Below are 13254 nucleotides of genomic sequence, written 5' to 3'. Positions count from 1 at the left end.
GCATCCGATCTCAGCGCGCGACCGCGAAGCCGGCGTTCCAGCCGACCTTCTCGGACACGGCCAGTGTGAGCTGCAGGAATCCGATGGCCTCCAGCTCACGGGCGCGCGTCAGGGCGCCGGCGTCGAGAGCATCCACGCCTCCCGCCTGGATGGCGGCGGCGAGCGCCTGCTTGGCGTCGGTGTCGTCACCGGCGATGAGCACCGTGGTGCGCTGAGCGCCGACGGCTCCCGAGACGAGGGTCGCGGCGAAGGTGGTGTTGAACGCCTTCAGCACGCGCGCCTCGGGCAGCAGGGCCTGCAACTCGGCGGCGGCCGAGCTGTCGGACGGCACCACGAGGGCGTCGAAGGTGGCGAAGTCGAGCGGGTTGGTGATGTCGACGACGGTCTTGCCGGCGAGCTGGTCAGCGTAGTCGGCGGCGATCTGCGCCAGGGCCGCGTAGGGCACGGCGAGCACGACGATGTCGCCCTCGAGGCGTGCCGTCTTGTCTGCGCTGCCGATGTACTGGATCGAGGCGCCGCCGCGGGCGAGGATGCCGCCGATGGCCTGGCCCATGGTGCCGTTGCCGAAGATGGTGATGGTGGTCATATCGTGCTCCTAGGTTGGGGAATTAAGTTTGAAGATTCAACCTCTTACTCGTCCCAACATCATTGAACTGTCAACTATTCCCGCTACGATCGGGCCATGGTCGCATCACAGACTCCCCGGGGTTTCACCGATGATGAGCGCCGCACGTGGGCGCCGCTGACGGCAGTGCTCGAGCTGCTGCCGCATCAGATCGACGCGCAATTGCTGCGCGATGAGGAACTCACGCACTTCGACTATGCGACCCTCTCGATGCTCGCCCTCGCCGAGGGCCGGCGCATGCGCATGACCGATCTCGCGACCGGGGTGAACGCCACGCTCTCGCGACTGTCGCACGCGATCAGCCGGCTTGAGAAGCGCGGGTTCGTGCGGCGCACCCGCACGCCCGACGACGCCAGGGCCACCACAGTGCAGCTGACCGCCGACGGTCACCGCAAGGTCATCCGCGCCACCCCGGAGCATGTCCGCACGGTGCGCTCGTTCGTCTTCGACGCCTTGGATGCCGAGCAGCGGCGCCAGCTGCACGACATCACCGCCGCGCTGCTGGCGCGCCTCGATCCCGAGCAGCGGATGCTCGCGAGCCGGATGACCTGACGCGAACCCTCGCGAACCTCAGCGGGCCAGGATCTCGTCGACGTCGGCGCCGGGCACCGCGACGGTGACGCGGGTGCCCCACGGGTCGTCGAGCGAGATCGAGCGGCCGTCGTCGGCGAACTGCAGCTTGCGGCGCGTGAGTCGTGCGGCGAGCGCATCGAGGTCATCGCGGGCGGGCACGGTGATGGCGACGTCGCCGAGGCCGAGGCTCGCGGCACGGGGCCCTGCGCCGGCGCTGTTCCAGGTGTTCATGGCGACGTGGTGGTGGTAGCCGCCGGCCGACGCGAACAGCGCGCTCGGGTAGGTGTCGACCGTGGTCTCGAAGCCGAGCGCGTCGACGTAGAAGGCACGGGCGGTCGGGATGTCGCCGACCTGCAGGTGCACGTGGCCGACCTTGCCGGCGTTCTGCGCGACGGTGGCGAGCACGTTCTCGTCGAGGTGGTTCCGCAGGTAGGCGTTGGGGTCGAGGTGCAGGGTGGCCATCTGCAGGGCGCCGTGCTCGTACTGCCACTGCGACCGCTCGCGGTCGACGTAGAGCTCGATGCCGTTGCCCTCGGGGTCGGTGAAGTAGAACGCCTCGCTGACCAGGTGGTCGCTCGAGCCGGTGAACTGTCCGCGCGGGTCCTGTGCGGCTCGCAGCACGGTCGCGGCGAGCGTGGCGGCGTCGTCGAACAGGAATGCCGTGTGGAAGAGTCCGGCCTGTCGGGGGTCGACGGCGGGCAGGCCCGGCGTGCCGATCAGGCGCACCATCGGGGTGCGGCCGCGGCCGAGCACCCGGTGCACCTCGGCGGCGCGCGTGCGCTCCTCGAGCGGCTCGAGCGCGAGGGCGTTCGCGTAGTAGGAGGTCATCAGTTCGAGGTCGCCGACGCGCAGCGTCACGGCATCCATGCCGGTCTGCGCACTGAGGACGCGATCGGGCGCGGATGCGGGAGCGGGCTGGGTGGTCATGGGTTCCTCCGGAGTCGATGCGTTGGTTGAATGTACAACCATTCGGCCCGCCGCCGTATTCCCGCGGGTACCGTGGCGGTGTGAATGACCTCGATCCGCTGCCCGATCAGCCCGCGCCCGACGCACCGCAGGGCAAGCTCGTGCTGCTGCGACACGGCGAGACGGAATGGTCGCGCACCGGGCGGCACACCGGCTTGACCGACATCCCGCTCACCACCCACGGTGAAGAGCTCGCTCGCGCGGCCGGCGAGCTGGTGCGCGACTACGACTTCGGGCTGGTGCTCAGCTCGCCCCTGCAGCGCGCAGCGCGCACGGCAGAGCTGGCGGGGTTGGATGCTGAGATCGACGCACGACTCGTGGAGTGGGACTACGGCGGGTACGAGGGTCGCACGACGAAGGACATCCGCGCCGAGCTGGGCTACAACTGGTCGGTGTTCATGCACGGGGTGGTGCGTGGCGAGACGCCAGGTGAGACGGTCGAAGAGGTCGCGGCGCGCGCTTCGCGCGTGCTGACCAGGGTGCTGCCGGCGATGGCGACCGGCGATGTCGCGCTGGTCGCGCACGGTCATTACCTGCGCATCCTCGCCGCGGTGTTCCTGCGTCAGGCGCCCCGGTTCGGCGCCTCGCTGCTGCTCGATGCCGGATCGGTCTCGGTGCTGGGTTTCGCGCGCGAGCAGCCCGCGATCCTCGCCTGGAATCACGGGCCGCATCTGCCGATGGCGCCGGCCGAGAGCTGACGCATGTTCGACAGCCCTCTTTCGGCGTCGGCGTACGAGATCCTGGGCGTCGCGCCCGATGCATCCGACGACGAGCTTCGCCGCGCGTTCCGACTGCAGCTGCGTCGCACCCACCCCGACACCGGGGGCGATGCGGCGGTGTTCATCCGGGTGCAGCGCGCGTGGGAGCTGGTCGGAACGCCGCGGGGTCGCGAGGCGTACGATCGCGGGCACGGCTTCGCCGGGGCGTCCGAGTGGAGTGGCTGGAGCGCACCGCAGCGCGCCGACACGCGCCCCCGCGCGCAGTTCCACGGCGAGGCGGGTGGCGCGCTGCGGCGCAGCTACGTCGAGCAGGTGCGGGCATGGGCGGATGCCGTCGTGCCGCATCCGTATGACCCGGCGTTCGTGCGCACCGTGCCGGTCGAACTGCGGGCCCTGCTGGCGCACGCCCTCGCTGAGGAGGCGACCTCGCGCATCCTCGCCGAACTGGGGATGGGCTTCACCGTGTGGCACGACGTCGCGGCCGCGACGCGCGAATCGGATGCCGTCGGCAAGATCGACCACGTGGTGCTCGGCCCGTCGGGGCTGTTCGGAGTGATGTCGGCCGACACCGGTGCCGACGTGCGGTTCCGCAGCGGCGAGATCCTGGGGGCGGATGCTCCCGTGAGCGACGTGATCGGTCGCATCCGACTTCTCTCGCGCACCGCACGCGTGCGGTTCAGTGCGGCACTGCTCGTCTTCCCCGACGACGATCTCGCCGAGCCCGTCGTGCCGTTGCGGAGCGAGCGCAGCATGCTGGTCGCCGTCATGCGCCGCAGTGTGCTGCCCACGGTGCTGCGCACGGGCATCCGCGGCACCAGGGTGATCGGCGGCAACGAGCTGTTCGACGTGCGCACCCGCCTGCAGCAGACGGTGCGGTTCGCCTGAGACGCTCGCGGCACCCCGTTTCAGGTCGCCGCGGTCAGGTCTGGATGGACAGGGCTCACCCGAGCAGGTTGAGATCGCCGAGGATCGGGTCGGTCGATGCCGTGGCGAAGACGAGTGCGGCGTCGAACGCGCTGATCGACAGCTCCGTCGTCGCGCTCTGCGAGCGCATCGTCGTGAGAGTGTCGTCGGCACTCGCGCTGGACGCACCGGCGGCGCTCGTGGCGGATGCTGGACGCACGACCGTCACGGGAAGCCGTTGCGCATCCCCTCGGACGGCGCCCTCGAAGCCGTCGGCGTCTATCGGAGCCGCGTCGACGCGCTCGACCCGGAAGCCGACATCCGTCGTTGCCGGGTAGACCATCTCGGGCACGGTGTCGTCACGGTGGGTGACGGCGATGGCGGTGTATCGTCCCCCGAGCGCCGTCGCGAGGAACGACCCGGCGGGATACGCGGTCAGCACGCCGCCGAAGAGCACCGGCGCCTTCTGGATGTGATTGTTGTGCGCCACGTAGGCGATCCGCTCACCGGGCTGGAGTCCCTCGACGGCTTCGAGGAGGCGCGAGGCCACGAAGCGCTCGCGCAGAGTGGTGTCGTCGATACGACCGCCGCCCGAGAACAGGTCGGCCATGGCACGCAGCATCAGATCGGTCGTCGCCGCCGTGGTAGCGAGCTGTCGGGCCGTCCGCCATGCGTCAGCATCCGACGATTCCGCACGCGCGCCGCCGATCGCGTCGACGCGGCCCTGAAGCCGCGCGACGGCCACGGTGAGCGCATCCTGAGTCGCCCGGTCGAGTCCCATCCAGGCCGTGGCGCTCGCGGCGGCCGAGCCGCCTGTGACGTTCTGTGCGAGCTTGCGCGCCTGCTCGGCGAGCTCTGTCGCGTCGGGATCGATCTGCGCGATGATCGCCGCGAGTGGCGCCAGGCTGGGTTCGATGGTCAGGGCGTTGGGCAGGTCGACGCCGAGTACCCGCAGACCGTGATCCACCGGCAGGCGTCGTCGCAGCTCGGTCAGGAAGGATCCGTAGAGCGCGTAGGTGAGAGGGCCCACGAGCTCCTTCAGCAGCTCTTCTCGAGCACCGCACAGCCACTCCTGGATGGCCGGCGCCTCATCGTGCCCGATCTCGAGGGCAACAGCGGTGACGTCGTGTGCGGTGGCGAGCCTCTCGACGATGCGCACGCGTGCGTCGTTGAACTCCGCGACGAAGTGCGCGGATTCTCCGATGCCGATGACGGTCGAGCCGGAGGCGAGCGGGGCGAGCGCGCCCGCTGTGACCGGATCGTCGCCATCCCACGCCGACACGTCGAACGTCGGCCGGTCTGGCGAGTCGTGAACAGGAATGGGTGACACGGGTCAGGCCTCCTCAGCTCGTGGCCGGCTTCTCTGCGGATCATGCCGAGACCATCACTGTAGGTGCTGATGCCGAGCTCTGCGAACCGCGGCTTCGCGGCTGCCGGAGCCCTTGAACAGGCGAACCGCCGCTCCTATGCTGGGAGCGGCGCCGCGTTGCGCCGGACCTCCGCGTCGGTACTCGCGCTACCGGCTTCGCCTCTGGCGAGGAGGCAAAGGGGACCTCGAGTGCTCGACGCGATCACGGACGACGTGCCACCGGCGCGGCGGACGGGCGCGAGCTGTCGGTCGGCGCCGGAAGACACGGAGTTCCGATGACCACGCAAGAATCCTTCAAGCGGCGCATCCGCGCACGCATGACCAAGACCGGCGAGCGCTACAGCGCCGCCCACCGCGCGCATTGCGCACGGCACCGCCACAGCGCCCACCGTCCGAGGGTGGGTCGCCGAACCAGATTCCAGTGACGAGGTCGTCACGGCGAAGACCGGCCGCAGCTGGGACGAGTGGGTCGCGCTCATCGACGACGGTCCTGGTCGGGACGCCGGGCACACCGCGATCGCGACCTGGCTGCGCGAAGCGCACGACGTGCACCCATGGTGGGCGCAGGGCGTCACCGTCGGGTACGAGCGGATCACCGGCATCCGCCTTCCCGGTCAGATGCCCGACGGCAGCTTCACCGTGAGTCGCAGCCGCACGCTCCCCGGCACTGTCGCCGCGACGCGCGACCTCATGCTCGACGACGGCGCGCGTGCCGAGCTGCTGCCGGGATTGCGTTCGACCCTTCGCTCGTCGCCGACGGCGAAGCAGCTGCGGTTCGACCTCGTCGATGATGCGAGTGGCGAGGCCTCAGGCGTGCTTGCGGTCTCGATCGACGAGGCGAAGAGCGGTGTGAAGCTCGTGATCACCCACGAGAGGCTGCCGTCGATCGCGGCCGCTGACGTGTGGAAGTCGTTCTGGGGAGACTGGGTCACCGACCTGGAGCTGCCGGGGTAGCCGGTGGGTTCGCCCGTGAGCGTCGCCAACCCACTCCCTATCGGCGCTGGGTCAGGGGTTCAGCTCGTCGCGATGATCGGAGGCGATCATCCAGCGATCCCGCACCCGGAAGGCAGGGAGCGTCTGGCGCTTCGCGCGGTTCGCCGCAACGTTGCCGCGCATTCCCACGGTCCGTGCCCAGTCGGATAGCGGGATGATCTGGGGGCTCGTGAGCAGGGTGATGCGCTTGTGCAGCGCCTCGAGCACCAGCAGCGCGAGCAGTCGGGTCATGTCATCGTGCCTGTCAGTGCGCGAGTACGAGTCCAGCGCGGGATAGTACTCGGCATGCCGACTGCGTGCGCGGACGATGACCGGGGGCAGACCTGCCCGCAGCAGCTGGTGATTCATCAGCACGCGACCAATGCGCCCGTTGCCGTCGACGAACGGATGGATCACCTCGAACTCGCAGTGGAACCACGCGATCCGCTCAATGGTATTCGCCGGAGGGCCGGTGACGTACCGTTCCAGGGCGCGCTCGACCATTCCGCGGACGAACATCGGATTCGCGCCGAGATGGCTACCCACTCGCACCCACTCGTCGCCTTGTCGGAATCGCCCGGCGGCGTCGTCGCGGATGCCCGTGAGCAGTGCACCATGCCAACGAAGAATCTGACCGATGGTCAGCGGGCTGCTGGGCTCGTTGGACGCCGTGGTCAGCAAATCCTCCGTCACGCGCGCCAGGTTGCTCGCTTCGAACACCTCGCGCAGCTCGTGCGATGCGGCGGGCAGTCTGCCGGCGAGGATCTGTTCGGTCTCCTCGAGGGTCAGCGTAGAGTTCTCGATCGCGTTGGACTGATGCACGGCCTCGGGGATCTCACTCAGCGCGATCTGCGCCAGCGCCCCTGGATGATCCGACGCAAGCGCACGGTAGGTCTGCCGCAGTGATTCGATGCGGTCGACTGTCACCTGGTTGATCATCGGGGACCTCCGGCAATCAACTTACCGTGAATAGTCGCCTGAGAACAGGCTCAATCACAGTAAATCGTCGTGGATGAACGGCATATGTTGCCGGTCAGTTGAAGTCGCGACCTGTAGGAACCGCTTGGAGATGTCCGCGCGGTCGACGCGGTGACTCAACAGTCGGACGCGAAATGTCCACCCGGTTTCTGCTGGACCTCAGCGCATAATGTCCACGCCATGCCAGGAGATGAGGGGCACTATGCAACAGCGGTAGGCACTTCGCCTCAGCGGAGCGAAGTGCGGGCGAATCGCGAACCAACTGTCGCGTACGAATAGTGATATCCTGAGGGACTTTGCTTCCTTCGCGAGCTGGGCCGCGAGACCGGGGCGACCAGGCGGGGCTTCATTCTCGCCGCTGGATCTTCTAGTCCAATGCCGCGAAAGGAAACCGTCATGGCACTCTTCAACTCCGCCCAGCAGTCCCGCGACAGCGTCGCCGCCAACCTGGGTGGCCGAATTCTCGACGTCGCGCGGGACTCGAACTTCCAGCGCGTGCTCCGCCAGGAGGGCTGGCGGTTACTAGTCACGGTCGCCGCTGAAGCGCGCGATGCCTGGCTTCGGACGGGTCGCCCATAACGCGTGCCGCGCCATCACGGGCCCAGGTCCGGAGTCCCGTAGGGTCAGACCAGGAACAGAACGGAGCCGAGCAGTGAGCGATAGAGACCTTTTGGCGCGCCTGAATGCGGGTCCGCGGTTCCTCCTACTCGGACAGGGACTCATCCGTACAACTCTTGCGGACCTTCCCTCCAGCGCGACCGGACACTTCCCGGAAGAGTTCACGCCTGATACAGCGACCGGAGTCGCGACTCTTCTCGCGACGGACCTCGAAACATACGAGCACTCGACGAACGATGCGGGCCGCCCGGAGACATTCGATGCCGTGGCGGCTGTCCCCTGGAATACGGTGCTGACATCCCGCATCGACAGTTCACTCAGCATGTGGTTGGAAGCCGACTGGCGGCGGGTCGTCCCGACCGCTTCCCAGGACAGCCGAGGCTCACGATCAACGACCGAACTCCAGGTTCGATATCTGTTTGGTGGTCTCGGGCTCCCCGCAGACGAACAGCCACCGACTGATGAGATCGACTGGATCGATGCACAGCGCACGGCTTCCGACGCTCTTTCGTCTCTCGCGACGAGTCTCATCACTCCGAAGGGTGTGGTACTCGTCGACGAATGGTCGACCCAGGATTGGCTATCAGCGCGAGACCTCTATAACTTCGCGAGCCGTTTGGGCGCCGGCCAGGTACACCTATTCTCGGTCGACGAGGCGACGGCTGCGGATCCGCTGATCGACGCTGCGGCTCGCAAGGGTGTGCTCACAGCGCACACCGAGTCTCTCGGCGAGTTCCTCGAAGCAGCTACCCAGGACGGGCTGCTCAGGGACTCCGCGAGTCCGGGGGCTACCGCGTCGCGCTTCATCCCTGCCGGAGCCGGTTTCGTTCCCATCGAGGTTGCCGCGTGGAACCGAATCGTGGGAACCGCCCGGCCAGTCGACCTGGAGCTGCTCGAGCCTTACGCGCATGCCTCCGAGGCACTCACGTACCAGCGTTTTCGGACATTCCTCGGGTCACCCGAAGGGGCGCCTCCGTGGCGGGCCATCGCAAGTGGTATGAAGCTTTCAAGAACCTACGAATCAAGCCTGTGGAAGGTCGTCCACGCAGCGCTCAACGATCCCGAAGAGGCTGCCCCAATCATCCTGCAGGGCCAAACCGCGACGGGAAAGAGCCTCGCCCTCGTCTGGCTTGCCCAGGAGCTTGCCAGGTCCGGGAAGGCGGCCGTGCTTCATCAGGCCCGACGCCGTGATCGCCCGATCGCATCCGAAGTCGAGGCATACAGCATCTGGGCAGAAGAAGTGGCCGGCTTAAGGACGGTCCTCGTCTGGGACGGGATGGTCGACCCGGACGACTATTTCGCATTGCACCGACAGCTCCGAGCGAGAGGTCAACGGGTGCTCATTGTGGGGAGCACCTACCTCAGCTCGATAGCCGACAAGGATCGCACGGTCTTGGCTCCGATCCACCTCGACGCACAAGAAGCAGCGGCCTACAGGCCGTGGCTGGAGTCCTACGGACTCGACCTTCCCGGTCTTAGCGCAGCATCCGACACGTCGATTCTCGCGATGCTCTATCGGGCAATCCCGGAAACGGAGTCCGGTCTGCGACGAGGGCTCGCGCTGGAGATGCGCGCCGCCGAATCCGGCATGGAGTCACTAGCCCGGGAACGAAAGCAGCAGGAGCCCGAAGCGCGTATGACAGCCGTCGCGGCCGCTCTCGCTGCTGCGGGTTTCCACGTCGAGTCCCTCACGCCATCGGACCATGCTATTGAAGAGCTAGCAGACCTCTCGTTTTCAGAACGCAGTACCACCGAGCAACTCAGCGCGATGCTTCTGACCGCCGGCAGGCGTGGACTCAACGTCCCGCTCGAGCTCGCCCTTCGCGTGGTCGGACGTCAAGGTTCAATAGCGATTGTTGATTTCATCCGTCACTTCGACATCTTCAGGTGGACCGAAGATGCCAACGGGAATCAGTTTCTCGGCGTCCGTACTCGCCTAGAGGCTGAGCTGCTCGCTCGTGAAAGTCTGACGGACCTCACCGAGGTTGATGTCGTCACATCCTTCGTTCACTACGTTCGGCCCCAGTTCAGCGGAAGAACCGGGGGTGATGAGGTCCAGTTCATCGTGGATTTGATGGACCAGATTGGTCCGCAGAGTGCTGAGAAGGGGCGCTACGCGCGGTGGTACGGCGACATCGCCGATGCGTTCGCCGAACAGCGAGAAGGCAGCGGCGTTCTCCATCCAAGACTTGTCCTCCAGGAGGTCAACCTCACACGAGAGTTCGTCAAGCGTGCCCAGCGGTCGGATGAGATGACGCGACCGGAACGCATCGCTCGGCTTCGCGGGTCGGAAGACCTCCTACAGAGAACCCTCCAGGAGGGCGACAGCTCACCTCGCGCACGGTTGAACCTGTATGTGGAACTCGCGGCAGCCCTCGGCTCGCAAGCATACGAACTCGGCATCGGCGACGGCCCGCACTCAAGCGAAGCGCTCACGCCGCTACTGGAGCGTCTACTCGACGCTGTCATGCGCGCACGCGCGGCCGATCCTGAGAACATCTACCCGGTCGACGTACTCGCTTGGGCCACGAAGGATGCCGTGTCCTCGGGTGGCCTAACCACCACGGCGCGAGTTGGACTGCTCGCTGACGCGAAGGCGTCACTCGACTCGATCGACCCCGAAGACTTGTCGGCCGGCCAGCTTGCGAAGTATCGCTCCCGGCAAGCAGAGATCTCCGGGCTCCTCGGTGACAAGGAGTTAGAGACGAGCTTCCTCCAGGAGCTGATGCAGATGGAGGACCCTGCGGCCTATTACCTCCTAGCGCTGCGGGCGCTGGGAACCACGAACGACCCCGCGAGCGTCAAGATCGCTCTACAGGTCCTTCTCGAGGCGCCGGCTTCTATCCGTGAGGACTGGAAGTGTGCGCGCCTCATACTCGACCTCTACTGGCGAGATCGGACCGGTGAACGACTGCTGAGAGGAGAGCGGAACACCGTCGCCTTCACCGAGAGCGACTGGCAAGAATGCCTTGCGCTCCTTGACACCCTGCGCGGCGCCGCGAGCTTCGACCACTACCGCATTGCATTTCTGCACGGGCTCGCCCTCTTTCACGTCGGCTCCATGGCGGCATCCCAATCCGAGTTCCGTGAGCTCGGATCGCTCGGCCTTGACGTGAGCCGACGTGTCTACCTCGCCTACCTCGCGAGCGACAGCGAAGGCCGTCCCAGGAAGTTCACGGGCCGCGTCGCGTGGGCGTCGACCGACGGTCGCAAGGGGAGAGTCTGGGTGGACCAGCTCAAGGCCGAAGTAGATTTCGTGCCGCTGCGATTCTCGCCTGATGCGTACCGTACGAAGGGCGAAGCAGTTCCGACATTCCACATCGGCTTTAACTATCTTGGCCCCATCGCGGATCCGATTCGGCCCCGAATGCGCCCGACCGGAAGTCGATCGGCATGACGCTCAGTCGCGTGCTCGACCTAGTCGACGAACTGAACCGCACAAAACAAATCGCGGTCGGCTCAGGGAGCCCTGCGTTCCCGACGACACAAATCGACGCACCGAGTGTCGCGTTCGATGATGCCGTCACGGCGGTCTGGACTTGGTACGAAGAAGAATTTCGCCACGACCGTCTCTTCTTGACCGCTCGTGCCGACCGCGCACAGAAGGCTATTCTTCGAGACTTCAGCGCACTCCTCGACGGGCAGCGACACCTTAAGCAGCATGCTGGCTTCAGTCGGTCTGTCCAAGCGATGGCATGGAGATGCGAGGCATCGACGACCGGAGACGAGCCGTCCGACGCTGAGCTGCTCCAGGCCCTGCTGTCCGAACTGGTCACCGCGCTCGCGGCACTGGCATCCGTCGCAGAGACAGTTGGCCGAGACGTTGCTGGCAGAGATGCATGGAGCGGCCATGAAGCCCGGACGCCGGAAAGTGAGGTCCGCGCCGTACTAGCCGATATAGGACGCGACGCGCTGCCCCAACAGCGCATCGACACCATCGTTAGACGCTTCGAGGGTCACCCGAAACTGAAGCACGCGCAGACGCCACGCGACCGGACGAGAATCGCCGCAGTCGTTGCGATTGAGATGAACCTCTCTCCTCTGCCGGTCTCACATAGCGAGATCCTCGATGAGTTCGGCGTAATCGGAGACCCAAGCGGTATCGCGCTGCTATTGGTCGCGCACGGCGTACAAGAAGCGGGATTCACGGGCACCCGTCTGCTTCCAGCTCTCCGACGAGCCTGGGGTGGCATCCATTCGAACAACGCACCAAGACTGGGGAATTGAGCACCGCAGCGGCTCCCGTGCGATAGTCATCAGAATTGCCATACCGATTAGGCCATACCGACGCCGGTTCGCGGGAACGCTGTGGGCTGACCCCGTTTCGTAGGTCCAGTCGTTATGAGAGTCGTCCTGTTGCCCGCGGTCGCGGGCAGGGAGACTGGTCAGATCATGACGAACAGCAGGAAGCGTCACACCCCGGAGCAGGTCGTCCGTAAGCTCGGGCAGGCCGACAGGATGCTCGCCGACGGTCAGGACGTCGCGGCGGTGTGCCGGGAGCTCGGGGTGTCCGAGCAGACGTACTACCGGTGGCGGAACCAGTACGGCGGCCTCAAGGCCGACGACGCAAAGCGGCTGAAGGAGCTGGAGAAGGCCACGCTCAAGGAGCTGGCTGAGGGAAACTTCTAAGCCCGGACAGGCGCCGCGCCGCCGTCGATCACCTCAAGCGCAAGCTGCGGGTGAGCGAACGGATGGCGTGCCGTCTGGTCGGGCTGAGCCGCTCCGCGTACCGGCGACCGCTCAAGGGCGACACGGTCGCGGACCCGGATCGGGCGCTCAGGGAGTGGCTGCGCGCCTGGGCGAAGGACCACCCCCGCTACGGGTATCGGCGAGCGTATCACGACGCCCGCGCCGAGGGGTGGGTGGTGAACCACAAGAAGATCCAACGCCTGTGGCGTGACGAAGGGCTCCGGGTCCCGCAGCTGCGTCGACGCAAGCGCGTCGGGTCCTCGACCGTCGACGCGCCGACGGCGGACGCGCCGAACGTGGTGTGGGCGGTGGACTTCCAGTTCGACGCCGACGAGCACGGCCGACCGATCAAGATCTGCTCGATCTTCGACGAACACACCCGGGAGTGCGTCGGCGGCCTCGTGGAGCGCTCGATTACCGCCGACCGACTCACCGCCCACCTCGAGGACCTCGTCGCCGCCCGGGGCGCCCCGGCGGTGCTCAGGTCGGACAACGGGCCGGAGTTCATCAGCGAGGCGATGGCCGACTGGGCCGGCACCCGCACCGGCCTGTCCTACATCCCTCCGGGCTCGCCGTGGCGCAACGGGTACGTCGAGTCGTTCAACAGCCGGATCCGCGACGAGTGCCTCAACATCAACAGCTTCTACTCGCTGCTGCACGCACAGGTCATCATCGGCGACTGGAAGGACGAGTACAACCACCACCGCCGGCACTCCTCGCTCGGCTACCTACCCCCAGCCGAGTACGCTCGGCAGTGCACCCATCAAATGGAAACCGACGACTCACAGAACGTCCGGACCGAATGAAGGGGGCGGCTCAGTATCACATTGTCGTGTCAGGCT

Annotated in this window: 12 protein-coding genes and 1 pseudogene; 9 read left to right on the top strand and 4 right to left on the bottom strand. The window is 66.6% G+C overall.

The genetic code is table 11. The features are described from left to right. Positions 1-10 precede the first annotated feature (10 nt). A complete protein-coding gene (locus WDU99_RS12675; protein WP_337332821.1) occupies positions 11-586 on the bottom strand; it encodes an NADPH-dependent F420 reductase in 576 nt (191 codons plus the stop codon). A 96-nt stretch (positions 587-682) separates the two neighbouring features. On the opposite strand from WDU99_RS12675, the gene WDU99_RS12670 reads away from it, so the two are divergent. Continuing rightward, positions 683-1177, top strand: a complete 495-nt coding sequence (locus WDU99_RS12670) for a MarR family winged helix-turn-helix transcriptional regulator (protein WP_337332820.1) — start codon at positions 683-685, stop codon at positions 1175-1177. A gap of 18 nt (positions 1178-1195) precedes the next feature. On the opposite strand, the gene WDU99_RS12665 is transcribed toward WDU99_RS12670, so the two are convergent. Then, the gene (locus WDU99_RS12665) at positions 1196-2125 is read right to left on the bottom strand and encodes a VOC family protein (protein WP_337332819.1); all 930 of its coding nucleotides are present in this window, start codon (positions 2123-2125) and stop codon (positions 1196-1198) included. A gap of 80 nt (positions 2126-2205) precedes the next feature. On the opposite strand from WDU99_RS12665, the gene WDU99_RS12660 reads away from it, so the two are divergent. Both WDU99_RS12660 and WDU99_RS12655 read left to right on the top strand, forming a co-directional pair. Next, positions 2206-2862: a histidine phosphatase family protein gene (locus tag WDU99_RS12660; protein ID WP_337332818.1), complete on the top strand. Its 657-nt coding sequence runs from the start codon at positions 2206-2208 to the stop codon at positions 2860-2862. Positions 2863-2865: 3 nt separating this feature from the next. Next, complete coding sequence (locus tag WDU99_RS12655; RefSeq protein ID WP_337332817.1) at positions 2866-3768, top strand: J domain-containing protein; 903 nt, start codon at positions 2866-2868, stop codon at positions 3766-3768. Positions 3769-3823: 55 nt separating this feature from the next. On the opposite strand, the gene WDU99_RS12650 is transcribed toward WDU99_RS12655, so the two are convergent. Then, positions 3824-5116 carry an erythromycin esterase family protein gene (locus WDU99_RS12650; RefSeq protein ID WP_337332816.1) on the bottom strand — a complete coding sequence of 431 codons (1293 nt, stop codon included), beginning with the start codon at positions 5114-5116 and terminating at the stop codon, positions 3824-3826. Positions 5117-5515: 399 nt separating this feature from the next. On the opposite strand from WDU99_RS12650, the pseudogene WDU99_RS17280 reads away from it, so the two are divergent. Both WDU99_RS17280 and WDU99_RS12645 read left to right on the top strand, forming a co-directional pair. Further along, a pseudogene (locus tag WDU99_RS17280) lies at positions 5516-5695 on the top strand (DUF4287 domain-containing protein); the annotation flags it as partial. A gap of 6 nt (positions 5696-5701) precedes the next feature. Then, positions 5702-6109, top strand: a complete 408-nt coding sequence (locus WDU99_RS12645; RefSeq protein WP_337332815.1) for a hypothetical protein — start codon at positions 5702-5704, stop codon at positions 6107-6109. Positions 6110-6160: 51 nt separating this feature from the next. Here WDU99_RS12645 and WDU99_RS12640 read toward each other — a convergent pair whose 3' ends face one another. Then, complete coding sequence (locus WDU99_RS12640; RefSeq protein WP_337332814.1) at positions 6161-7054, bottom strand: Fic family protein; 894 nt, start codon at positions 7052-7054, stop codon at positions 6161-6163. Between the two features lie 447 nt (positions 7055-7501). On the opposite strand from WDU99_RS12640, the gene WDU99_RS12635 reads away from it, so the two are divergent. The 4 genes from WDU99_RS12635 (at position 7502) to WDU99_RS12620 (ending at position 13218) form a co-directional block, all read left to right on the top strand. After that, positions 7502-7684 carry a hypothetical protein gene (locus WDU99_RS12635; RefSeq protein ID WP_337332813.1) on the top strand — a complete coding sequence of 61 codons (183 nt, stop codon included), beginning with the start codon at positions 7502-7504 and terminating at the stop codon, positions 7682-7684. 73 nt (positions 7685-7757) lie between these two features. Beyond that, a complete protein-coding gene (locus tag WDU99_RS12630; RefSeq protein ID WP_337332812.1) occupies positions 7758-11120 on the top strand; it encodes a hypothetical protein in 3363 nt (1120 codons plus the stop codon). Then, complete coding sequence (locus WDU99_RS12625; protein WP_337332811.1) at positions 11117-11950, top strand: hypothetical protein; 834 nt, start codon at positions 11117-11119, stop codon at positions 11948-11950. The genes WDU99_RS12630 and WDU99_RS12625 overlap by 4 nt, the downstream gene beginning before the upstream one ends. A gap of 165 nt (positions 11951-12115) precedes the next feature. Further along, positions 12116-13218 (top strand): IS3 family transposase gene (locus tag WDU99_RS12620; RefSeq protein ID WP_337332914.1). Its coding sequence is split into 2 segments (ribosomal slippage): positions 12116-12338 and positions 12338-13218, totalling 1104 coding nucleotides; the frame shifts between segments, so codons are not numbered across the junction. Positions 13219-13254: the final 36 nt, after the last annotated feature.

The organism is Microbacterium bandirmense (assembly GCF_037204185.1).
Lineage (GTDB): Bacteria > Actinomycetota > Actinomycetes > Actinomycetales > Microbacteriaceae > Microbacterium > Microbacterium bandirmense.
Note: the sequence above shows the minus strand (reverse complement) of the source record. Positions and strands in the feature narration are given on the sequence as shown.

What these genes read in the sequence shown, in the direction of transcription:
- WDU99_RS12675 (WP_337332821.1), bottom strand. Translation starts at nt 586, where the DNA reads ATGACCACCATCACCATCTTCGGCAACGGCACCATGGGCCAGGCCATC.
- WDU99_RS12670 (WP_337332820.1), top strand. Translation starts at nt 683, where the DNA reads ATGGTCGCATCACAGACTCCCCGGGGTTTCACCGATGATGAGCGCCGC.
- WDU99_RS12665 (WP_337332819.1), bottom strand. Translation starts at nt 2,125, where the DNA reads ATGACCACCCAGCCCGCTCCCGCATCCGCGCCCGATCGCGTCCTCAGT.
- WDU99_RS12655 (WP_337332817.1), top strand. Translation starts at nt 2,866, where the DNA reads ATGTTCGACAGCCCTCTTTCGGCGTCGGCGTACGAGATCCTGGGCGTC.
- WDU99_RS12635 (WP_337332813.1), top strand. Translation starts at nt 7,502, where the DNA reads ATGGCACTCTTCAACTCCGCCCAGCAGTCCCGCGACAGCGTCGCCGCC.
- WDU99_RS12625 (WP_337332811.1), top strand. Translation starts at nt 11,117, where the DNA reads ATGACGCTCAGTCGCGTGCTCGACCTAGTCGACGAACTGAACCGCACA.